We start from the raw sequence: 21,483 nt of genomic DNA on the forward strand, positions 1-21,483 counted from the left end.
GCTCCGGTTACACGGTCCGCGGCGATGTCGCTCCCGCCGGCGACATGGAGATGCTGGCAGAAGACCAGTCACTTCCCGCGGCGGGCGCCACGCCCGCGGCCAGTGTCCAGACCGGCGCCAAGACCCCATGGCTGATGGCCAGGTGGTCTTCGGTTCGTCCGTGCAGGCCGTGCCGGGAGTCCCGACACAGGTCGGGGCGAGTCCCGGCAACGCCTCCGCCACCGTCAACTGGAGCGCGCCGTCCAGCAACGGCAGCCCCATCGCGAGTTACACGGTCACCCCGTACCTCAACGGCGTTGCCCAGCCCGCGACCGTGGTGACCGGCAGCCCGCCCGCCCCGAGCGCAACGGTGCCGGGACTTGCCAGCGGGACGACCTACACCTTCACCGTCGCCGCGACGAACGCCGTGGGAACCAGTGCACAGTCGGGGGCGACCGGCCTGGTCACGCCGAGCCCGCAGCCGCAGGGCCAGTGGACCGCCGTGCAGAACATGCCGTTCGAGGCCGTCAGTTCCATCCTGATGGACAACGGCAAGTTCGTCTTCTGGGACGGCTGGCAGCAGCCTCAACCGTCAATCGTGTGGGATCCCGCCACGCCAGCGACGTTCACCACCATCAACGCCCCCGACAGCGTCTTCTGCGACGGGGCCGCGCAGTTGCCGGATGGCCGGATCATCGTGATCGGCGGCTACGGCGGTGACCGGCGACTCGCCCCGGCCCTGGCTGAACTCGGCAAGCGCCACGGCGGTCGGTTCGATCAGATCGCGGAACGCGACGGCCCGGCGGAGTGCGTCCGCGTCGATGACCCGGACAGGCGGCGCGCTCATCGGGCCGCCGGAAGCTGATGAAGGAAACCGGTGGCGACGGTCGCCACGTCACCGCCGACGGTCACCCGTTCCACCGCACCGGGGGAGCCGTAGGCGGTGATCGCGAGCTGGCTAGGGCGGCCGGTGAACCTGCCCTGCGACAGCGAACGTTCCTGGGCGTCGCCGGCGCGGCCATGGCGCAGCAGGAAGGCGGCCACGCAGCCGGCGGCGCTTCCGGTGGCGACGTCCTCCAGGATGCCGTCGTTGTTCCAGTGCCTGCCTTCCGGCGTCTCGGCGTCGAGGACGTAGGCGAACTGGGCGCCGTAGCCGCCGAGGAATCCCGTGAAGTCGTCATGACGGATGCCCGCGCGGGCGAGCGCGCCACCGCGGACAGGCACGACAAGATAGCGCAGGCCAGTCGAGACGACCTCAAGCGGCAAGCTGTCGTCGAGGTCGGCCGCGGTCAGGCCAAGAGCCGCCGCGACCGCTGGCCCCTCGGCCAGCGGGAGCGTCCCGAGGAACTCCGGCTTCCCGGCGTCAAGCACCGCCGACACGTGCCCGTCGGCGCTGCCGATCGTGCGCACCTGGACGCCGCGGGCCTTGAGAGTGATCGTCCAATCGCGAGGAACGCCGGCTGCGCCGCCTGTCGTCTGGTGCAGCACGGCCGCGGCGCCGAGCACCGGGTGCCCGGCGAAGTCCAGCTCCTCGGCCAGGTCGAATACGCGTGCCCGAGCCTGGCCGCCGGCAGGCCCGGTCTGGACGAATACGGTCTCGAAGTGACGCAGTTCCCGCGTTATCAGAGCCATCTGCGTGGCGGTCAGCGGCGGCGGGTCGATGATGACCGCCACGCTGTTGCCGGCGTACGCGACGGCGGAGAAGACGTCAACGTGGTGGTACGTGACGGTGACCGGCAGGTCGGCGTGTGATGCCATGCCACCGACCATATGCACGTGCCGAGGCATTGGGTACTGCTATCTCTGCGTACAAGCCATAGCATTTTCCTATGCGGGATGACTTGAAGATCACCGACCTGCGCAGTTTCGCCGCGACCATCAGGTCGGGCAGCATCACTCGTGGCGCGACCGCGCTTGACCTGTCGCAGCCGGTGGTCAGCCAGCGCATCCAGCGGCTAGAGAAGATCGTCGGAGAGCGGCTGGTCATCAGGGACGCCCGCGGCACGCGAGTGACTCCGCACGGCGAGAAACTCCTCGCGTATGCCGAACGGATTCTTGCGCTGCACGACGAGGCCAGGTCCGCCCTCGAAGTGGGGCCGCCGTTCGCGGGCAAGCGCAGCATCGGCTTGCTCGAGGACCTGGCGATGGCGCATCTGCCCGCGGCGCTCGCCGATTTCGCCCGGCTGCACCCCGCGGTGGAGCTGGAAGTCATCGTCGGCACCGCGGCGTCACTGCGCGAGCGCGCGGAACGGGGTGAACTCGACCTGGTTCTCGGTGACCCGGACGTCATGCCCGAGTCTGCCGTCCGCTGGCGCAAGTCTCTCCAGCTCAGCTGGGCATGCGCGCCATCATTCGACCCGGGAGCCACCCCGCTTCCCCTGGTGCTGTTCTCACCGCCGTGCAGCTGGCGACAGCCGATGCTCGACGCGCTCAGCGCGCACGGACTCCAGTGGCGCGTGGCCTTCCAGAGCACAAGCGTGCACGCGGTGCAGGCCGCCCTCGCGGCAGGCATCGGCATCGGCGCCCTGCTGCCCGTGAACATCCCGCCCGCGTGCCGGTACCTACGAGGAGGAACCGCCCTGCCCGAGGCGCCGACGGTGGAGATCGCGATCGCGCGGCGCGCGGGAACGGGGGCGGACCCCGCTCTCGCCAGCCTCGACGCGCTTCTCCGGCGCGCCATGCGTGCCTCGTTTGCATCCGCTTACCCCGATTAACCCGGGGTCAAGTGCGGTCAACGGGGAGGTTGAGTGGCAGCACGCTGCCGTTCGCGAAGTACAGGGTGACCGTCAGGGTCGTGCTGGCGACGGAGCTGACCAGCCGCACCGTCAGGGTCGCGGCCACGGGCGGTGCTGGGCCGTCGGACTGACCGGGGATCTCCAGCGGCCCGTAATGCAGCCAGTGCTCGATCACCGGCAGCGGAGCGGTGTCGCCGCCGCAGCCGGTCAGATCGGGGATCTCCGCCAGGCTGACCTGCTGGTGGTAGAGAGCGACCGTGCCGCCGCCCACGGCGATCGCGGCGTCGAGCTGATCGGAACGCTGCGCGCTCGTGCTGAACCGCACGCTGGCCGTGAAAGTCCCGGCTGGTCCCTGGCGCAGTGCTGTGGCGCTCACCGTGAGCGCTCCAAGCCGGGCGACGACCTCGCCAGTCCCAGGCGCCGTTGGCTCGACCGGACCTGTCAGCAGCAGGCCCAGTGCCGCCAGCGCCAAACCTGCCGTGCCCGCGCGGCGGCCGTAATCCTGACCGCGCCATGGCCCCGTCATCGCAAGACCACCGTCATCGCATGACCCCGGTGTGCCCCAGGGAGTAGCGCCCCGGCTGCGGCCACACGCACAACCCGTGCGGCTGTAGCCCGACGGGAATCTCGGCGAGCAGGTGCCCGGTCGCGGTGGAGATGGCGTACACCACGCTGTTGTAGCGCCCGGACACCCAGAGCACGCGACCGTCCGGCGACACCCCGCCCATGTCCGGGCTTCCGCCACCGGGGATCCACCACGTCCTGACGATCTTCTTGGTCGCGAAGCTGATCACGGTGATCGAGCCGTTGCCCCGGTTGGTGACATAGAGGTCGCGGGCATCGCGGCTGGGATACAAGCCGTGCGCGTCCGGGCCGGTTGCCAGGAATCCGGTCACCCGGAAGGTCGCGGCGTTGATCATCCACACCCCGGCATGGTTCTTGTCCGCGACGTAGAAGGTGTGCCCCGCCGGATCAAGCTTGATGTCCTGCGGTGCGGAGCCCGGCAGGTCGAGGTAGCTGTCGACCGTCAGCGTGTGCAGGTCGATCCTGACCAGGCGGCCGGCGAATTCGCAGGTGGCGATCAGGTAGGCCCCGTCGGCAGCGAAGTCGATGTGGTCCACGCCCGCGCAGGCGACCCCGATCCGGTGTTTCAGCGCGAACGTGTGAGGGTCGCGGAAGTCCAGCTCCTGACGGGCCTCGGCGACCACGATCGCGTACCGCCCGTCGGGAGTGAAGTACATGTTGTACGGGTCAGCCACCGGGATATTGGGGCCGGCCCGCTTCCCGGTGACCGGGTTAATCGGGGTGAGGCTGTTGCCCAGGTCGTTCGTCGCATACAGGGTGTGCAGGTCGTACCCGGGCACGACGTGCTGCGGGTTGAGTCCCGTCTGGTAGCTGCCGATCACCCGGTAGGTCTTCGGGTCGATGACGGTCACGGTGGAATCGCCGCTGTTCGGCACGTAGATCCGGTAGGGCACGCCGCGCACCGCGGAGCTGAGCATGCCCGCCCCATCATCCGCGTAGATGTTCGCCGGACTGGCCACCGGCGGCATTCCCGGCAGGGATACCGACAGATCCGCCACCGTGCTGGCGACGGGCCACCGTGAGGCCGTCGGGTGCGACGACGGGGCGGGAGAGGCGACCGTTGTCGCCCGGTGAGACGGATGGATCCGCCTCGCCGTCGCCGGCGCCGAAGCGCCATTGTCAGCCACCACCGCGAAGGCCACGATGAGGGCGCCGACGACCAAGATCAGGCCAGCCAGGCCGATCGCTCGCGTCCTTCGTCGGCGCGCGTGCCTGCCAGTCCCCATGCCACAATCCCCCCTGCCTGGCACTGACCACGAACCAGTGGCATCATTCCCCGCAGCTGTCCCGGCTACCGTCGAGCTCCGCGGCGGCGGGAAGAAACATGCAGCCCGGCCAGGGTCGCGAGGGGCGCGAGCCCGCTAAAGGCTTGACGGGAGCAAGTGATTAGAGGTAGGAAACTCAGACAACGGAGACATTGCTCGGCACGTTATATCTACTGCGGACATGCGGGACGATAGTCGACTATGCCTCCGATAGCCGACCTTTATTGTTGGGTTAAGAATCGGCAACGATCTGCGGTAGCGCGTGCGTGAGTTGCGGAATGGGGACGGGAAATGTATAAACGATCGGCGGCCGCGGCTGTCGTTATCGGGGCCTCGGTGCTCGCTCTCGCGGCTTGCAGCAGCGGTAGCAGCACCACCACCAGCAGCAGCACCACCACCAGCAGCAGCAGCAGCGCGAGCGGTAGTCCGTCTTCGACTTCGTCGAGCGGGACCTCGCTGACCGGCGCCTGCGCACAGTTCAGCTCCTACGCGGGCGCCAAGGGCACCGTCACGATCTTCGGATCCATCATCAGCCCGGAGTCGAACTCGCTGCAGAAGTCCTGGTCGCAGTTCGAGCAGTGCACCGGCATCACTATCAACTACACCGGCTCGAACACGTTCGAGTCCGACCTTCCGGTGAAGGTCAACGGCGGCAATCCGCCGGACCTGGCGCTCATCCCGCAGCCCGGCCTGCTCACGCAGATGGTGCTGACCGGATCGGTCAAGCAGCCGCCGGCCCAGACGGTCGCCAACGAGGCGAACTGGAGCCAGTACTGGAAGGACTACGGTTCTGTCGGCGGCACGTTCTACGCCGCCCCCATGAGCGCCAACATGAAGTCGCTTGTGTGGTACTCGCCGAAGTACTTCAAGGCGCACAACTACCAGGTGCCGACCACGTGGGCGGCCCTGATGTCCCTGTCCGCCAAGATCGCCAATAGCGGCACCACCAAGCCGTGGTGCGGCGGGATCAGCTCGGGTACGGCGAGCGGCTGGCCGGCCACCGACTGGCTTGAGGAGGTCGTGCTCGGCAAGTACGGCGCCAAGGTCTACGCGGACTGGATCTCCCACAAGATCAAGTTCGACAGCCCGCAGATCATGGACGCGATGACGGTCGTGCACAACTGGATGCAGAACCCGGCGTGGGTCAACGGCGGATACGGCAGCGTCCAGTCGATCGCCACCACGACGTTCCAGAACGCTGGCTTCCCGATCCAGAAGAACCAGTGCGCGATGCTGCAGCAGGCGTCGTTCTACGAGGCGCAGTGGCCGGCTGGCACGAAGGTCAGCCCGACCGGCGACATCTTCGCCTTCAAGCTGCCCGCGGTCAACCCGGCGATCCCCACCCCGGTTGAGGGCGGCGGCGAGTTCATCACCGCGTTCTCCTCTGACCCGGCGACTCAGGCCGTGCAGAACTACCTGTCGAGCGCGGCCTGGGCGGACAGCCGGATCAAGGTCGCCCCGGGCTGGGTCTCGGCGAACGAGAAGGTGGACCAGGCCCTCTACACCGACCCGATCGACCAGCTGTCGGCGAAGTTCCTGGCCGACCCGACCGCGACCTTCGCGTTCGACGCCTCCGACGCGATGCCGGCCGCGGTCGGCGCGGGCCAGGAGTGGAAGTCGATGGTCAACTGGTTCAGCAGCCCGAACACGCCGGTCGCCACCATTGCCAAGCAGATCGACGCGGCCTGGCCAAGCAGCTGATCTGACCCGGCGGGTGACCGACGCCAGTAACGGGGGCGGTCCGCGGCAGTTGTGCCCGCGGACCGCCCTCAGCAGACATGTCGGCGGGCCTTTCCTGGCCGGCCGACCGAGAATCGGGGCTCTCACATGACAGCATCAGGCGATGCATCCGGCATCGTTCTCGCGAGCACCGCAGGCCAGGCTGCGACGAAGCTGGGCGACGTCCTCGGCGTCGTCGGCGGATTCATCGCCATCCTGCTGATCATCTTCCTCGTTGCCGAGCGGGCCAGGGGCCGCCTCCAGCGGCCCATAGCGATCGTCGTCTGCGTCGGCCCGGCCATCGTGCTCGCCATGGCCGGGCTCGTCATCCCGGCCATCAACACGTTCTGGCTGAGCCTGACCAACACCGCCGCGACCGGGCAGAAGTTCCAGCTCGTCAACGGCAAGCTGGTTCCGCTCACCGCGAAGTTCGTCGGCGGCTCCAATTACGCGTTCGCTTTCACCGACCCCTACACCCGCGGGACGCTCATCAGGACGGTGCTGTGGATCGTGATCGTGCCGGTGCTGACCGTGGGTGTCGGGCTGCTGGTCGCGCTGCTGATGGACCGGATGAAGTACACCTCGTTCTTCAAGACGATGATCTTCATGCCGAACGCCATCTCGTTCGTCGGTGCCTCGCTGATCTGGGAGCTGATCTACAACGCGCCGGTCTACCTGCCGAACGGCAGCCCCGGCAGCCAGACAGGACTGCTCTCCCAGCTCGTGATGTCGCTGGGCTTTAAGCACCCGCCTGCCTGGATTCAGACCCCGCCGGGCAACACGTTCCTGCTCATGGCGATCTTGGTCTGGATTGAAGTCGGTTTCGCCATGGTGGTCATCGCGGCGGCACTCAAGGCCATACCTGACGAGGTCATCGAGGCGGCGCAGGTAGACGGCGCGACGGGCTACCGGCTGTTCATCAGGGTCCAGATCCCCATGATCCGCAACACGCTCGTCGTCGTCCTGACGACGGTGACCATCATGTCGCTGAAGATCTTCGACATTGTTCGCACCGTGACCAACGGCGACTTCAACACCGACGTTCTCGCCAGGCAGATGTACGACGACCTGTTCGTGACGTTCCAGTCCGGCCGGGGGGCGGCGCTGGCCGTCATCCTCTTCGCCTGCGTCGTACCGTTGGTCGCTTACAACATCAGGCAGCTTCGCAGGCAAAGGGCCATCGGATGACCTCGTCAACCCCACCCATCCTCGACGCCCCACTGCCCGGCGGGCAAGAACTGCCCGTTAACACGGTGCTGCGCGGCAGCGAGGCCCGTAAGGCCATCCGGTCCGCCTTCAGTAGCCCGGTCGCGTCGTTCGTCGTCGTCATCCTGACAATATTGTGGACGATCCCGACACTGGGCTTCTTCCTCAACTCCTTGCGCACCAAGTCGGCGGTCTACGGCTCGGGCTGGTGGACCTGGTTCGCGCATCCCAGCTTCGATCTGAGCAACTACAACGCCGTGCTGTTTTCCAACGGCGGCGAGGTGCTCCCGCTGGTCAACTCGCTGGCGATCACGATCCCGGCGACCATCATCCCGATTTTCATCGCCTCGATGGCGGCCTACGCGCTTGCCTGGGTTCGCTTCCGCGGCAGCGACTTCATCTTCTTCGGGCTGTTCGCGCTGCAGGTCGTCCCGTTGCAGATGGCCCTGGTGCCGCTCCAGCGCTTCTACAGCACGGGGGCGCACCTCGGCTCGTTCACGGTCTTCCCTGGGCTGCACCTGGAGGGCTCGCTGGCCGAGATCTGGATCTCGCACACGATGTTCTCGTTGCCGCTTGCCGTGTTCCTGCTGCACAACTTCATCGCCCAGCTGCCGAGTTCCCTGATCGAGGCGGCACGGGTGGACGGGGCGAGCTACCTGCAGATCTACCGGTCGATCGTGCTCCCGCTCGCCAGGCCGGCGATCGCGTCCTTCGCGATCTTCCAGTTCCTCTGGGTGTGGAACGACTTGCTCGTCGCCACGATCTTCGGCGGCTCGGATGCCTCAGGCCAGCCCGTGACGGCCCGGATCGTCAACCTGGGCGGCAACTTTGGTGCGCACCAGGAACTGCTTGCGCCCGCCGGGTTCCTCGCGATCATCATCCCGCTGATCGTGTTCCTTGCCTTCCAGCGCTACTTCACCCGCGGGCTGCTCGCCGGCAGCGTCAAGGGCTGAGGGCAGTCAGGACCGGGGCCGGGACCATCCTGCACGTGGGGATCGGGCTGCGCGGGCCGTTTGCCCTCGCCGCCAGCGGGGATTCGTGACCTGTCAAGAGTCAGCCGCACCCGTTCATCCTCACCAAGGGGGTTGTCTTCGTGCAGTTCAGCAGGCAGGAAATAGCCGACATGCTGCGCAGGGCAGGGCTCTCCGAGGCCGCCGACAAGGCCATGGCGGAACTGCCCGACCCGGTGTCCCTTGAAGATTGCGAGATATGGGGCGACCGGTACGGCCTTACCAAGGACATGCTCATCAGCCAGATGGGCGGCAGCCCGTGACCGGTGCGCTCAGCTCGCCTTCGTCGACCATGAAGCCGCGGGCAGCGTCAAGGGCTGAGGGCAGTCACAGGACCGGCCAACGGGGGAGCGGCGAGATGCCGATCTGGCCGAGGACGCGGCGGTTGATCCGCTCCACCTCGGCCCGCAGGGCATGCTCGTCCAGGCCGGTGAGCTTGCCATGGCGCAGTACGACCTCGCCGCCGATCAGCACGGTATCGACGCTGTGCCCGGTGGAGCCGTAGACCAGGTTGGCCACCGGGTTGTGCAGCGGCCGCAGGTCGAAGTTGTCGGTGTCGAAGACCACCAGGTCGGCCTGCTTGCCCGGCTCGAGCGAGCCAACGGCGTCGTCCCAGCACAGGGCCGTGGCGCCGCCGAGTGTCGCCATCTCGAGCGCCTGCTCAGCGCTGACCGCGTTCGGGTCGCGGAGCATGTCGCGGGGGAGCAGGGCGGCCAGCTGCATCGCGCGGCAGATGTCGGTGTGGTTGGACACGTTCTCCGCGTCGGTGCCAAGCGCCATCGGCACGCCGGCGTCGGCGAGCGCCTTCCACTTGCCGGTCTGCGTGGTGCCCTTGGCTAGCTTGAGCGCGGAGGTCGGGTTCTGCGAGACGCGCGCGCCGCTGTCCACGACGGCCTGCACGTCGCAGTCGTCGAGGCTGGTCATGTGGTTAAGCAGGGTGCGCTCGTTGAGCGCGCCGATCGACGCCATGTGGGCGACGGGCCGCTCGCCGAACGCCGCCAGCTCGAGGGCGACCTCGTTCTCGCTGGTCGACTTGTGCAGTACGAACAGGCTCCGGTGGGCGAGCGCCAGGTCGGCGGCGCCCTTGTTCAGCGCGTCGGAGCAGGTGCCGACGCCCTCGATAGTGACCGCGTCCCGCAGCCGCGGGCTGCCGAACTTGCGCACCACCTCGATGCCGTCCGACAGCCGCGCCAGCGCGGCGTCCGCGTCCACCGCTAGCCAGTCAGGCAGGTCGGCGCGCCCGGCGGCACCCGCCTGGTCCCAGGTCCACGGCCCGATGCGGGCGCGGATGCGCGCCTCGTCAAGCGCCTCGAGGACTGCGGGCAGGTGGTTGCAGCCGGGCTCCTCGAACAGCGTCGTGCCGAAGCGGATCATCTCCGCCGCCGCGTGCCTGGCCAGGACGTGCATGTCCTGCTCGGTCAGCGCCGCGAACGAGGGGTAGATGAACCGGCGCAGCGCCTGGAGGGTGGTGCCGCCCTCCGGCATCGCGCCCTTGGCGCAGCACAGCAGGTGACGGTGCCCGTTGGTCATGCCGGGGATGACGATGGCCTCGGGCTCGTCGATCAGCGTGGCCGCACGGTAGGCGGCGAGGATCGCCGCCCGCTTGCCGACCTCGACGATCACGCCGCCGGAGATGGCGATCGCCCCATCGCGATAGATGTGCCGCCCGCGATTGAGCGTGATGACCCAGGCGCCGGTGACGATCGTGTCGACCGCCACCGGCGCCCGGTTCTCTGACACAACGAAGACCGGGACCGTCACACCGGCCACGATTCCAGCCGGTGCGCCGCGTCCCAGAACATCCACTCGTAACGGGCCGCCATCGCGAAGTGCCGCCGCGCCCGCGCCTCATCCTCCGCGCCCAGGTCCGCGCCGATCTTGTCGGTCAGGTCGAGTGCGAGCAGCACCTCGCTCAGGTACTCCTCGCTGCCGTAGGAGTCGATCCACCGCTGGTACACCGGGTTGGGCGAGCCGGCCTGCTGCAGCTGCTTGCCGACCTCGGCGTAGATCCAGAAGCATGGCATGACCGCGGCCAGGCCGTCGGCGAAGCTGCCGCTGAACGCCGTTGCCACCAGGTAAGTCGTGTACGCGCGGGTGGTCGGGCGCATGTCGAAGGCCAGCAGTTCGGCGGGGTCGCGGTCGAGCCCGGTCATCAGCTCGGCGTGCAGCCCGGTCTCCGCCGCCGCAGCCGCCGCCGCGTGCGTGGTCAGCATCTTGGTGGCCGCGAAGTCCGGTGCCTTGGCCGCCAGGGTGAGCAGCACGCGCACGTACTCCTGCAGGTAGTGCGTGTCCTGCGAGATGAACTGCACGAAGCTGTCGGTGCTCAGCTCGCCGGTGGTGAGCCCCTTGATGAACGGGTGGGTCAGGATTGCGTCGTAGACCGGCTCGATCTCCGCCCACAGCTGTCCGGTCCAGCCAGGGCGAGCGCCGGGGGGAGCGTCGGCGGCCTGGGTCATGGCCTGTTACCCCTTTCCGGGCAGGAACGCGTCGGTCTCCGCGTCGGACGCGGTGACCGCCTTGGTGATGAGCTTGTTGGCCAGCATCCAGTCGGCGTACGCCTGCCACTTGGCTGTGCTCATCTCGCCGAAGCCGAGCGGGTTCTTGTAGTCGGCCACGGTGACCGGGACCATCGCGTTGATGTCCGCGTCGGTGTAACCGCCCGCGCCGACGACCGGCTTGAGCGCGGCGATCGCCGCGGACGAGCGGGCCTGCGCGGCCGCGTCGCCCTTGGCAAGACCGGCGAGGAAGTCGCGGACCATCGCCGCGTAGCCGGGGTCGCTGGCCAGCTTCGACTTCTGCGCGACGATGACGAGCTCGTCGTAGGTCGGCATGCCCTCGTTCTCGACGTTGAACGCCACCGGCGGCTGGCCCTTCAGCTTCAGCTGGATCTCCTCGACGTTTCGGTAGCCGCTGATGATCGCCTGCACGTTGCCGCTGAGCATGGCGGGGATGAGGCCCTCACTCACGGCGATCTGCTGGGTGGACGACGGGTTGACGCCGTTCCTCCGCAGGATCGTGTTGAGGGTCGCGGTCTCGACCGGGTCACCGTTGGTGCCGATCTTCTTCCCCGCCAGGCCCTTGATGGTCTTGATGCCGGACTGGCTGGAGATGAGCAGGGTGTTCAGCGGCGTGGGGATGAGGGCGGCCACCGCCTCCACGTCGAGGCCCTGGCTGGCGGCGGTGACCACGTTCGGCTCGTAGGAGATGCCGAGTGGCATCGCGCCGGTGCTCACCAGCTTGAGCGCGTCCTGGCTCCCCGACGGCGCCTGCAGCGTGACGCCCTGGAGTCCGGCGCTGGTGAAGTCGCCGTCGGACTGCGCCAGGTAGAGCGAGGCATGGTCCGGGTTCGGGAACCAGTCGAGCAGCACGGTGGGCTTGGCGGGGTTGGCCGCGACGGCGCTGGCCGAGGTTGCAGCGGAGCTGGACGGTGACGAGGAGCCGGACGGTGCAGAACTAGACGGTGCGGAACTGGACGAGGGGGAGCTGGCCGGCGTGGAGCTTGACGAGCTGCAGGCCGCGAGCGCGAGCGTCGCAGCCACCCCGGCCGAGGCCATGCCGATCGCCGTCGCGCGCCGGCGCTTCGGGCGCTGGCCCGTCATCGCGGAGAATCTCATTTCTTTCCCTTTCCAGCCCACGGGCAGCAGATTTTTTCGAGGAAGGACAGGAGCATGAACAGCAGGATGGACATGACGGTCAGCAGCAGCACTGCCGCGAAGACGAGGTCGCTGTTGAGCTGCGGCGTGGCCTGGATGAGGACGTAGCCCAGCCCGTTCTGCGACCCGGCGTACTCACCGAAGACCGCGCCGATCGGCGCGTACACCGCGGCGATCCGCAATCCGGAGAAGAACGACGGCAGCGCGCTCGGCACCTCGACCCGGAACAGGGTCGCCAGCCTGCTGCCGTCGAGCGTGCGCATGACCTTGATGAGGTCGGGATCGACCGAGGCGAGCCCGTCGACCAGGTTCACCACGATCGGGAAGAAGCAGGAGATCGCGACGATGATGAGCTTGGGCGTGATGCCGTAGCCGAAGATGATCGCCAGGATCGGGCCGATCACCACGATCGGAACCGCCTGCGAGCCGATGAGCAGCGGGTAGATCGCGCCGCGCAGGGTGGCCGAGCTGTGCAGCGACAGCGCGATGATCACCGCGACCGCGATCGAAATGAGGAAGCCGAACAGCATCTCCTGGAAGGTGATCCAGGTGGCGCTGCCCAGCACGCTCGACCAGTTCTTGTACAGGCTGCGGAAGACGTTCTCGACCGACGGGAAGATGTAGTCCTGTACGTGCGCGAGGTGGACCACCAGGTCCCAGGTGGCCGCCACGAGGATGAGCACCAGCGCGGGCGGCAGGATGCGCCGCCAGGCCGGCGTGCCCCGCTGCGCATCCGCCCGGCCCGCCCTCGTGGCGGGCTCGGCCGCCGCCTGGCGTTCGGTGCGCGGCGGGCTGCCCTGCGCGGGTGTCATGACGCCTCCTCAAGCCGGGCGAGCAGTTCGTCGCGGAGTTCGGTGAACTCGGGCAGCCGCAGCAGTTCGCGCCGGCTCGCTCCGGCGGGGAAGTCGGTGTCGTAGTGCGCGGCGACGCGCCCGGGGCGTGCCGACATGACGATCACCTGGCTGCCGAGCAGCAGCGCCTCCTCGACGTCGTGGGTGACGAGCACGGTGGTGCGCGGCTCGCTCTGCAGCGCGGACCGCAGCCACTGCTGGAGGTCGGCCCGGGTGATCGAGTCAAGCGCGCCGAATGGCTCGTCGAGCAGCAGCACCTCCTTGCCGGCCACCAGTGTGCGCAGGAAGGAGACCCGCTGCCGCATGCCGCCGGACAGCTGATGGGGGAGCTTGCGCTCGAAACTGCCCAGGCCGAACCGCTCCACAAGCCCAGAGACCTGGATCCGCGCGGCCTTGCGCCGCATGCCCTGGTTCTCAAGCGCGAGCGCGGCGTTACCGAGCACGTCGCGCCAGGGCAGCAGCAGGTCGCGCTGCGGCATCCAAGCGCACCGGCGCAGCCGGTCGGCGGAGCCGGTCGCGCCAAGCACGTCGATGCTGCCCTCGTCCGGATCGTCAAGCCCGCTGATCAGGTTGAGCAGGGTGGACTTGCCGCAGCCGCTCGGGCCGATGATCGCGAGGTGGCCGTGCTGCGGCACCGTCAGTGACACGCCCTGCACGGCCACCGTCGGCCCGAACGCTCGTCCCACGTCCGTGAGCTGGATGCCCGCACCCAGTTCGGAGATGGCAGGCGCTTCTGGGGCCGGTCGGCCGCCGGCGCGGTCCGGGCTGCCGCTGCTTGTCATGCTGCCCCACCTCTCTTGACGGGCGACAGGATGAGATCTGAGATCTCAAATCTTCTTGGGTGGTCGTTTCTTCGGCGGGGCCGATGCGTAACTTCCAGGTTTCCTGGCGGCCAAGCATCCTCACTGTCTGCGATTGCGTGGCGACTACCAGGAAAAAGCATTTTCATCTTTGCGATCTGAACGGAGGCTTGCATTACCTCGCCCCCCATCTCGTTGCGCCGGGTCCGAGATCTTAGATTGCCAGGCTAGGTGCCCGGTAGCCAATGGCCATGGAGATCAAGTTGGTATTCGCCCGGGGAATCACCGGCAGGACCGACGAATCCGCGACGTACAGGCCGGTGGTGCCGAGCACGCTCAGGTCGGGCGCGACGACCGTGTCCGCGGCGCCGGGGTCACCCATCCGGCAGGTGCCGCTGTGATGGTTGTATGTGCCGACGACCCTCCGGCAGGCCGCCGTCAGCTCCGCGTCCTCGCCGGCCTGCCACCATGCGCCGTCCGGCACGGTGACCACGCCGTCCTTGGCCAGGCCGTCGATCATGGCGGCTGTCTCACGGACGATCGTGACCATGTGCGCGGCGTCCGCGTCGTCGGTGAGCAGCCCGACGCGCAGCTCCCGCCCGTCCGGGGTGAGCGTGAAGCTGCCACGGCTGCGCGGCGCCATCAGCGCCGCGGTGAACGCGATGGTCGTCGGCGGCGAGGTCAGGTCGTAGGGGCGCAGCTGCCAGGGGAAGATCTCCGCCTCGACGTGGCCGGCCGCCGGGTCGTCAAGCTCGTAGCGGAGCAGGGCACCGCTGACCGGGCGCGCCTCGATCATTCCGGCATCCCGGACGTCGACGTTGAGCAGGCACCAGGGGTGATCCATCACGTTGGCACCGACGCCTGCCAGCACGGACACTGGCGCGACGCCGAGCGCGCCAAGAACGTCCCGCGGCCCGACGCCCGAGCGGAGCAGCAGCTCCGGCGTGCCGTACGCGCCGGCGCAGACGATGACGCGTCCGGCCGTGATCACCTCGGTCTCCCCAGCGCTTGTCGCCTCGGCTCCAGTGCACCGGGTGCCGTCGAAGATGAGCCGGGTCGCCGTGGTGTCCGGCCGGATCTCCGCCCCGGCCGCCCGTGCCGCGGGCGCCACCCCGGCCCAGGTTCCCCAGCGGCCGCCGTCGCGGCGGTTGGTGGTCCACACGGCGTGCCCGAGGGCTCCAGGCTCATTGTGATCCGCGATCGCGGGGTAGCCCGCGGCGTCACACCAGGCGAACACGGCCTCGTCGAGCGGTCCTGGCGCGAGCCTGGTGATCGGGATCAGTCCGGCGTCGCCGTGATACGGCCGGCCGCCGAACTGCTGGTCGGACTCGATGGCGTTCAGCGCGGGCAGCACGTCGTCCCAGCCCCAGCCGGGCACGCCCCACGAGTCGTAGCACCAGGGCTGGCCGCGCAGCGCCGCCGCGGAGTTCACCGTGGAACCGCCGCCGAGACCGCGGCCCTGCGGCATCACCTGCCCGCTGGCCAGGTCGGTGTATCGGTGGTAGTACGCATCGGGCAGCGCGTATTCGTACAGTGCCCAGTGCGGCGGCGGGTCGCCCCCGTCCCGGCCGGCCTCGAGGACGATCACCGAGCCGTGCGCGGCGGCGCGCAGCGCGGCGAACAGCCCGGCAGAGCCGCCCCCGATGACCAGGGTGTCGGTCACAGTCGTCACCTAGCTCCCTCCTCTACAGCGTCGCCGATGTTGACCAGCTGGTCCGCCATCACGGACAGGATGTGGCGCCGCATCGCCGCCTCGGCCGCGGCGCCGTCGCGCTGCACGATTGCCTCGTAGATCGCCTGATGCTCGCCGACCGACTTGACCATGCGGCCAGGGATGCGTGTGGTGAGCCGGCCGATCCGCAGGATGTGGATGCGGATGTTCCCGACCATCTCGTTGATCCGCTGGTTGCCGGACTGCCGGTACATGATCGTGTCGAAGCGGTCGATCAGCACGGCGAGGTCGTCGGCTTGCCCGTCGGTGACTAGCCCGTCGCGGATGCAGGCTGAGCTGTCCCGCATCACCGCCGACAGTTCCGCGAGGTCGTCCGCGCTGATGCGCAGCGCCGCCTCGCGGGCGCACGCGCCCTCGAGCAGCTCCCTGACCTCGTAGATCTCGCGCAGGTCCTGGCGGCTGTAGCCGACGACGACCGCGCTGCGGTACGGCGGGATGGAGACAAGACCGTCCGCCTGCAGCCGGACCAGGGCGTCGCGCAGCGGCGTCTTGCTCACCCCGAAGCGCGCCGCGAGTTCCCCCTCGCGCAGCGCGTACCCCGCGGGCAGCGTGCCGTCGACGATCCTCTCAAGGATCTGCGCGTACACGGCATCCTTCAGCTGCCTGTGCTGGAGCTCTGCCTGCTCCTGTGCCATGGTGTCGTCCCCGTTGGTTAGGAGATCCGCGCGAGCACGCGCCGGAACCCGGCGTTGGCCTCGCGGAGGATGGTGGCCTCGTCGAGCGTGGTGACCTGGCGGCCGCGCATGACGATGTTTCCGTCGATGATGGTGGTGTCGACGGCGGAGCCGTTGGCGGCGAACACCAGGTGGGAGTAGAGCTGGGCGGCGTTGCGGTCGGCGAGGGGGGTGAACATGACGTTGCGGGTGTCGACGAGGATCACGTCGGCCTTGCGCCCCGCCGCCAGGTACCCGGTCTCGTGCCCGAGCGCGGCGGCGCCGTTCCGCGTCGCCATCGTCAGCACGTCCGGCGCCTGCTGCAGGCTGGCGTCCACCCGTGCGGCGCGGTGCATCAGCGAGGCGAACTTCATCACCTCGAACATGTCGCCGCTGTTGTTGCACTCCACCGCGTCGTGGCCGAGTCCGACGTTGATGCCGGCGGCGAGCATTTCCGGGACGCGGGCGATGCCGTTGCCGAGCTTGGCGTTGGAGGACGGGTTGTGCGAGATGTGCGTGCCGGTCTCCCGCATCAGGGCGATCTCGGTGTCCGACAGCCACACGCAGTGCGCGGCGACGCAGTCCGTGCCGAGCAGGCCCGCGTCGTAGGCGACCTCGGTCGGGCGCCGGCCGAACCGCCTCTTCGAATCCTCGACCTCGGTGAGCGACTCGTTGAGGTGCACGTGGATGCCGGTGTTCAGCTCGTCGGCTAGCAGGCGCGCGTCGCGCAGCAGTTCCGGTGAGGCCAGCGGCAGCCATTCGATGCCGACGTAGACCTGGATCCGGCCGTCGCCGGCGCCGTGCACGGCGTCGTAGGCGTCCTTGTTGTCCTGCAGGGTGTCCAGGTTGTGCTCGGGCAGCGCCACGTCGTTGGACAGCACCGCGCGGATGCCGATGTCCACCGCGGCCCTGCCCAGGTCCGGTAGCCGCCGGTACATGTCGTTCACCGTCGTCACGCCGGACTTGATGCCCTCGAGATACGACGCGGCGGCCGCCCAGTAGGCGGACTCGGCGTCCAGGTTGCGGATGAGCGGGTACCAGCACTCGTCGAGGTACTCCCACAGCGGCAGGTGGTCGCTGTAACCTTTGCCGATCGCCGTGTGGAAGTGCAGGTCGACAAGCCCGGGCATGACGATCATGCCCGCGGCGTCGATGACCTCGGCGCCGGCTGTGTCGCCCGCGTAGCGTCCCTCGCCGACGGCAGCGATGCGGTCGCCGTCGATCACCACGTGCCCGCCGAAGTGGACGGACCGCTCGTCGTCCATCGTCAGGACGGTGCCGTTCTCGATCACGATCACTGCGAGGCTGCTCCCTATATCTAAGATCTCAAGCTTGGCACTTCTGCGTTCTCTAATGCACAGGTGGGACGTTTCTAGCGGATTTCTGGCTTGTAAAAAGAGCATGTCCGTGAAAGTTTCTACTTGTCAAGGGGTGTTCCACGACGGCATCGGTGTCTTATCGTCTGCATCAAGATCTGAGATCTCATGTGTTTGACAGGGAGTGGTGTACGTCTATGACCGACGTCCCGGCCGTGCTGGCCAAGATCGATGCCGGCCGCCTGATCGAGCTCGTCCAGGAGGTATGCCGCATCCCGAGCGTGCTCGGCGAGGAGGGACCGCTCGCGGCTTTCCTGCACGACGTGATGCGCGAGTCGGGGTTCGAGGCCACCGAACTGCAGCCGGTGATGGGAGATCGGCCCAACGCGATCGGCGAGCTGAGCTTCGGCGCGGGGCCGCGCGTGGTGTTCACCGGCCACATGGACACCAAGCCCGTCTCGCACGGCTGGACGGCGGCGCAGCCGTTCTCCGGCGAGCTCATCGACGGCAAGGTGTACGGACACGGGATCATGGACATGAAGGCGGCGCTGGTCTGCCAGATCGTCGCCATGGAGGCGCTGCGCGACTCTGGGCTGCCACTGTCGGGCACGCTCGCGATGGCGGCGGTCTCCGATCACATGGGCGACCAGACCGGCTCGATCGTGTACTTCGACACCCACGACGCCGACATGGCGGTGCTCGGCGAGCTGTCGGACAACGAGATCTTCCTCGGCCATCGCGGGCGCTACTACTTCGACATCACGGTGCTCGGCACCTCGGCGCACACGTGCCACAAGCCGCTGGCGGTCAACGCCAACCTGCTCGCCGCGCACGCGATCATCGAGCTTGACGGCTCCAGGCTCATGCCCGAGCTTGACCCGCAGGTCGCGGCGCTGTTCGGTCCCGAGACGTTCATGTCGCCAGGACGCGTGTACGGCGGGCTGCCGCCGGGCGGCCCGTCGATGATCCCGGACGAGTGCGTGATCCGTGTCGACTGCCGCCCGCAGCCCGGCATCACTACCGAGCAGGTCCGGGCGGAGATCGACCGCTGCCTGGCGGCGGCGGCGCGCCGCGACCCGCGCTTCCGCGCCTCGGTCGAGCTGGCCGACGTCAAGAGCGGCTACCTCGCCGCGGCAGGAGACCCGGTCGTGACGCTGATGACCGACGCGGTGCGCAGCGTCCGCGGTACCGAGCCGGTGCACCAGGTGGCCGGCTGGCTGGGCGACACGGCGAGCTTCGGCGCCAAGGTGCCGACGGTGATCTTCGGCCCCGGCGGTGAGCCGGTGTACTGCCCGGACGAGCACCTGTCCGTCGACGACATCATCGAGGCAACCCAGGTGTACGCCGCCTTCGGCGCGAACGCGCTTGCCGCGGGGAACGACGGGACGACCGCGTGACAGGCTCAGCCACGGCGGCGCCGTCCTTCGAGGCGCTCCTCGACCGGTCGGGGCTGGCGTGGATGGGGCAGAACACCACCCACCTCGAGCCGCCGCCCGAGGTGATCGCCGCGCTTGCCGAGAGCACTAGCCGCCGCGAGTTCCAGCTGTACGCGCCGGCCCTGGGCTTCGAGCGGCTGCGCGAGCTGATCGTCGGCGACCTTGGGCTGACCGGTACCGGCTCCGTCGCGATGATCACCGACGGTGCGGTCGGCGGCCTGTACCACGTGTGCACCGCGCTGGCTTCCCGGATATCCCGGCTGATCACCACCGATCCCGGCTGGCCGTGGCCGGGCCGGTTCGTCGGGCTGTCTGGCATCCCGGTGACGGAACTGCCGGTCTACGCGGCCGAGCAGGGCTACCGGCTGCGCGCGTCGCAGCTCGCCGGGGCCATCGAGCCGGGCTCACTGATCTACCTGATCGACCCGCTGAACCCGCTCGGCAGTTCCTACGGCCGCGACGAGCTCACGGCGATCGCCGCGCTGGCCAGGGAGACCGGCTCGCTGATCGTGCACGACTGCACGTACCGGCACTTCGCGACCGGGCACAGCCTGGTCGCGGAGCTGTACCCCGAGGGGACCATCACCACCTACAGCTTCTCCAAGTGGCTCGGCCTGGCCGGTCTGCGAGTCGGCGCGGTCGTCGGGCCGCCGGCTCTCATGCGGACGCTGACGTCGGTGCCCGCCAACCCCCTCGGCGCGAGCATTCAGGCGCAGCGCGCCGCGATGGCCGGCCTGGAGGTGAAGGGTCCCTGGCTGGAGCGGCTGCGGGCGGTCAACGGCGCGAACCAGGAGACCGTCTGCGCGGCCGTCGAAGCCAGCGGCCTCGGTCAGGTGCTCGTGCGCCCCTCCCACGGCAACTTCCTGGCCGTCGACGTGAGCGGCAGTGGCTGGACCGCCGAGGCGCTGTGCGGGGCGATGCTCGACCATGACGTGTTCATCAGGCCGGGCAGCTACCAGTCGCCGCTGTTCGGGACGCGGTTCGTCAAGGTGAGCACCTCGGTCCCGGCGGAGTGGGCGCAGCGGTTCGCGTCCGCGTGGTCCGCGGTGGCCGGCGAGGCGCCGCGATGACGTACCGGGATCTCGGTGCGGGGGAGTACCGCGCCGCGACGGCGCTGGACCTGGCGCGCGGCGTCGCCGACGGCAGCCTGTCACCCGTCGCGCTCGCTGAGCTCGCCCTTGAGCTGGCCGCGGAGGCGGAGCCGTCCATCAACGCCTACGTGTTCTTCCGGCGGGAGGCGGCGCTGCGCGAGGCCGCCGAGCTCGAAGCCGAGGCGCGGGCCGGGCGGCTGCGCAGCGAGCTGCACGGCGTGCCGATCGCCGTGAAGGACAACATGTACCTGGCCGGCGAGGCGACCTTCAAGGGGTCGCGGACCAGCGACGCGACTCCTGCCGCGGTGTCCGCGCCGATGGTCGGCCGTCTCGTGCGGGCGGGCGCGGTCGTGATCGGCAAGACCACCACACCCGAGTTCGGATGGAAGGGCACCGGCATCTCGCCGCGCACCGGGGTGACCCGCAACCCGTGGAACCCCGCGCGGAATTCCGGCGGCTCGAGCGCGGGCTCGGGCGCGACGGTCGGGGCCGGCGCGGTCCCTGTCGCGCTTGGCAGCGACGCCGGCGGCTCGATCAGGATCCCCGCTTCGTTCTGCGGCGTGGTCGGGCTCAAGCCGACGCTGAGCGCCATCCCGGTGTGGCCGGGCACTGTCAACGAGTCGCTCTCGCACGCCGGGCCGCTCACCCGCTCGGTCGCGGACGCACGGGCCGTGCTGCGGCTGACCCGGGGCGCGGACCCCCGTGACCCGCAGTCGGCGTATCCCGCGCCGCTCCGCGACGACCAGGGGAAGCGGTTGCGGGCCGGGGTCATCACGAACCCGTTCGGGATAAGACCAGTAGATGACGTGGGGCGGGTCGTCGCGACCGCGATCGGCGAGCTGCGCGCAGCGGGTACCTGCGACCTCGTCGATGCCGAGCTGGCGATGCCTGTGCCGCGCGAGGTCTTCGAGGCGCTGTGGGTCACCGGCCGCGGCCTTGGTTTCGCCGACCTAATCCGCGCCCAGGGCGACATCATGGACCCGGGCCTGGTCCGGCTGCTCGGGCTTGCCGAGCGGTACTCGCTCGCCGACTACTATGCGGCTATCGACGCGCGGCGCGCGTTCAGCGCCGCGGTGTTCGCGCTGTTCGAGCGGCTTGACCTGCTGGTGATGCCGACGATGCCGCGGACCGCGTTCGCCGCCGACGCCGAGGTTCCCGCGGGGGGCGAGGCGGACGCGAAACTGCCGTGGATCACCTGGACCCCGTACACCTATCCGTTCAACATCACCGGGCAGCCCGCGATCACCATCCCGTGCGGCTTCGATTCCGCGAGCCTGCCGGTCGGGCTCCAGGTCGTCGGGCCGTGGGGACACGACGAGCGGGTCCTCGATTTCGCCGAGCGGTGCGAGCGCGCGCTGGCCGGCCTGGTGACCGCCAGGACCGCGCCGCCGACCTCGGCATCCCCGGCTCAGCCGGCTCAGCCGGCTCCGACAGCGAAGGAGAGCTAACCCA

Annotated in this window: 20 protein-coding genes; 9 read left to right on the top strand and 11 right to left on the bottom strand. The window is 69.0% G+C overall.

The features are described from left to right. Window positions 1–127 precede the first annotated feature (127 nt). Complete coding sequence (locus tag EAS64_RS24635) at window positions 128–844, top strand: fibronectin type III domain-containing protein (RefSeq protein ID WP_145856443.1); 717 nt, start codon at window positions 128–130, stop codon at window positions 842–844. On the opposite strand, the gene EAS64_RS24640 is transcribed toward EAS64_RS24635, so the two are convergent. Further along, a complete protein-coding gene (locus tag EAS64_RS24640; protein WP_145856445.1) occupies window positions 823–1,737 on the bottom strand; it encodes a PhzF family phenazine biosynthesis protein in 915 nt (304 codons plus the stop codon). The two genes, EAS64_RS24635 and EAS64_RS24640, sit on opposite strands and share 22 nt — an antisense overlap. A 71-nt stretch (window positions 1,738–1,808) precedes the next feature. Between EAS64_RS24640 and EAS64_RS24645 the strand changes: the two genes are divergently transcribed. Further along, the gene (locus EAS64_RS24645) at window positions 1,809–2,693 is read left to right on the top strand and encodes a LysR substrate-binding domain-containing protein (protein ID WP_145856447.1); all 885 of its coding nucleotides are present in this window, start codon (window positions 1,809–1,811) and stop codon (window positions 2,691–2,693) included. Window positions 2,694–2,700: 7 nt separating this feature from the next. Here EAS64_RS24645 and EAS64_RS24650 read toward each other — a convergent pair whose 3' ends face one another. Together EAS64_RS24650 and EAS64_RS24655 are read right to left on the bottom strand one after the other, a co-directional pair. After that, window positions 2,701–3,240, bottom strand: a complete 540-nt coding sequence (locus EAS64_RS24650) for a hypothetical protein (RefSeq protein WP_145856448.1) — start codon at window positions 3,238–3,240, stop codon at window positions 2,701–2,703. Between the two features lie 13 nt (window positions 3,241–3,253). Then, a complete protein-coding gene (locus EAS64_RS24655) occupies window positions 3,254–4,525 on the bottom strand; it encodes a YncE family protein (RefSeq protein ID WP_222849546.1) in 1,272 nt (423 codons plus the stop codon). 375 nt (window positions 4,526–4,900) lie between these two features. Between EAS64_RS24655 and EAS64_RS24660 the strand changes: the two genes are divergently transcribed. The 4 genes from EAS64_RS24660 to EAS64_RS24675 all read left to right on the top strand — a co-directional run bounded on the left by EAS64_RS24660 (window position 4,901) and on the right by EAS64_RS24675 (window position 8,762). Further along, on the top strand, window positions 4,901–6,265 hold the full coding sequence (locus tag EAS64_RS24660) for an ABC transporter substrate-binding protein (protein WP_222849547.1): 1,365 nt from the start codon (window positions 4,901–4,903) through the stop codon (window positions 6,263–6,265). Window positions 6,266–6,391: 126 nt separating this feature from the next. After that, entirely contained in the window at window positions 6,392–7,471 is a 1,080-nt protein-coding gene (locus tag EAS64_RS24665; protein WP_145856453.1) for a carbohydrate ABC transporter permease, read from the top strand. Beyond that, a complete protein-coding gene (locus tag EAS64_RS24670) occupies window positions 7,468–8,442 on the top strand; it encodes a carbohydrate ABC transporter permease (protein ID WP_145856455.1) in 975 nt (324 codons plus the stop codon). The genes EAS64_RS24665 and EAS64_RS24670 overlap by 4 nt, the downstream gene beginning before the upstream one ends. Before the next feature lie 140 nt (window positions 8,443–8,582). Beyond that, window positions 8,583–8,762 (top strand): hypothetical protein, encoded by a 180-nt coding sequence (locus EAS64_RS24675; RefSeq protein WP_145856457.1) that lies wholly within the window; start codon window positions 8,583–8,585, stop codon window positions 8,760–8,762. Window positions 8,763–8,826: 64 nt separating this feature from the next. On the opposite strand, the gene EAS64_RS24680 is transcribed toward EAS64_RS24675, so the two are convergent. The 8 genes from EAS64_RS24680 to EAS64_RS24715 form a co-directional block, all read right to left on the bottom strand. After that, the gene (locus EAS64_RS24680; protein ID WP_145856459.1) at window positions 8,827–10,260 is read right to left on the bottom strand and encodes an amidohydrolase family protein; all 1,434 of its coding nucleotides are present in this window, start codon (window positions 10,258–10,260) and stop codon (window positions 8,827–8,829) included. Further along, window positions 10,257–10,955: a thiaminase II gene (gene tenA, locus EAS64_RS24685; protein WP_145856461.1), complete on the bottom strand. Its 699-nt coding sequence runs from the start codon at window positions 10,953–10,955 to the stop codon at window positions 10,257–10,259. Before tenA ends, EAS64_RS24680 begins: the two co-directional genes overlap by 4 nt. A gap of 6 nt (window positions 10,956–10,961) precedes the next feature. Then, window positions 10,962–12,113, bottom strand: a complete 1,152-nt coding sequence (locus EAS64_RS24690; RefSeq protein WP_145856463.1) for an ABC transporter substrate-binding protein — start codon at window positions 12,111–12,113, stop codon at window positions 10,962–10,964. Beyond that, the gene (locus EAS64_RS24695; RefSeq protein WP_222849548.1) at window positions 12,110–12,964 is read right to left on the bottom strand and encodes an ABC transporter permease; all 855 of its coding nucleotides are present in this window, start codon (window positions 12,962–12,964) and stop codon (window positions 12,110–12,112) included. Before EAS64_RS24695 ends, EAS64_RS24690 begins: the two co-directional genes overlap by 4 nt. Then, window positions 12,961–13,785 carry an ABC transporter ATP-binding protein gene (locus tag EAS64_RS24700; RefSeq protein ID WP_145856465.1) on the bottom strand — a complete coding sequence of 275 codons (825 nt, stop codon included), beginning with the start codon at window positions 13,783–13,785 and terminating at the stop codon, window positions 12,961–12,963. The genes EAS64_RS24695 and EAS64_RS24700 overlap by 4 nt, the downstream gene beginning before the upstream one ends. 232 nt (window positions 13,786–14,017) lie before the next feature. Continuing rightward, window positions 14,018–15,475 carry a GMC family oxidoreductase gene (locus tag EAS64_RS24705; protein ID WP_145856467.1) on the bottom strand — a complete coding sequence of 486 codons (1,458 nt, stop codon included), beginning with the start codon at window positions 15,473–15,475 and terminating at the stop codon, window positions 14,018–14,020. Further along, a complete protein-coding gene (locus EAS64_RS24710) occupies window positions 15,472–16,170 on the bottom strand; it encodes a GntR family transcriptional regulator (protein WP_145856469.1) in 699 nt (232 codons plus the stop codon). Before EAS64_RS24710 ends, EAS64_RS24705 begins: the two co-directional genes overlap by 4 nt. 17 nt (window positions 16,171–16,187) lie before the next feature. Then, a complete protein-coding gene (locus EAS64_RS24715) occupies window positions 16,188–17,486 on the bottom strand; it encodes an amidohydrolase family protein (RefSeq protein ID WP_222849549.1) in 1,299 nt (432 codons plus the stop codon). A 215-nt stretch (window positions 17,487–17,701) separates the two neighbouring features. Between EAS64_RS24715 and EAS64_RS24720 the strand changes: the two genes are divergently transcribed. The 3 genes from EAS64_RS24720 to EAS64_RS24730 are packed head-to-tail and all read left to right on the top strand — an operon-like array spanning window position 17,702 to window position 21,479. Continuing rightward, on the top strand, window positions 17,702–18,901 hold the full coding sequence (locus tag EAS64_RS24720) for a M20 family metallopeptidase (protein WP_145856471.1): 1,200 nt from the start codon (window positions 17,702–17,704) through the stop codon (window positions 18,899–18,901). After that, on the top strand, window positions 18,898–20,010 hold the full coding sequence (locus EAS64_RS24725) for a pyridoxal phosphate-dependent aminotransferase (RefSeq protein WP_187366147.1): 1,113 nt from the start codon (window positions 18,898–18,900) through the stop codon (window positions 20,008–20,010). The genes EAS64_RS24720 and EAS64_RS24725 overlap by 4 nt, the downstream gene beginning before the upstream one ends. Beyond that, window positions 20,007–21,479 carry an amidase gene (locus EAS64_RS24730; RefSeq protein WP_145856474.1) on the top strand — a complete coding sequence of 491 codons (1,473 nt, stop codon included), beginning with the start codon at window positions 20,007–20,009 and terminating at the stop codon, window positions 21,477–21,479. Before EAS64_RS24725 ends, EAS64_RS24730 begins: the two co-directional genes overlap by 4 nt. The last annotated feature ends 4 nt before the right edge of the window (window positions 21,480–21,483 follow it).

It is taken from the genome of Trebonia kvetii, assembly GCF_007827045.1.
Classification (GTDB): Bacteria; Actinomycetota; Actinomycetes; order Streptosporangiales; family Streptosporangiaceae; genus Trebonia; species Trebonia kvetii.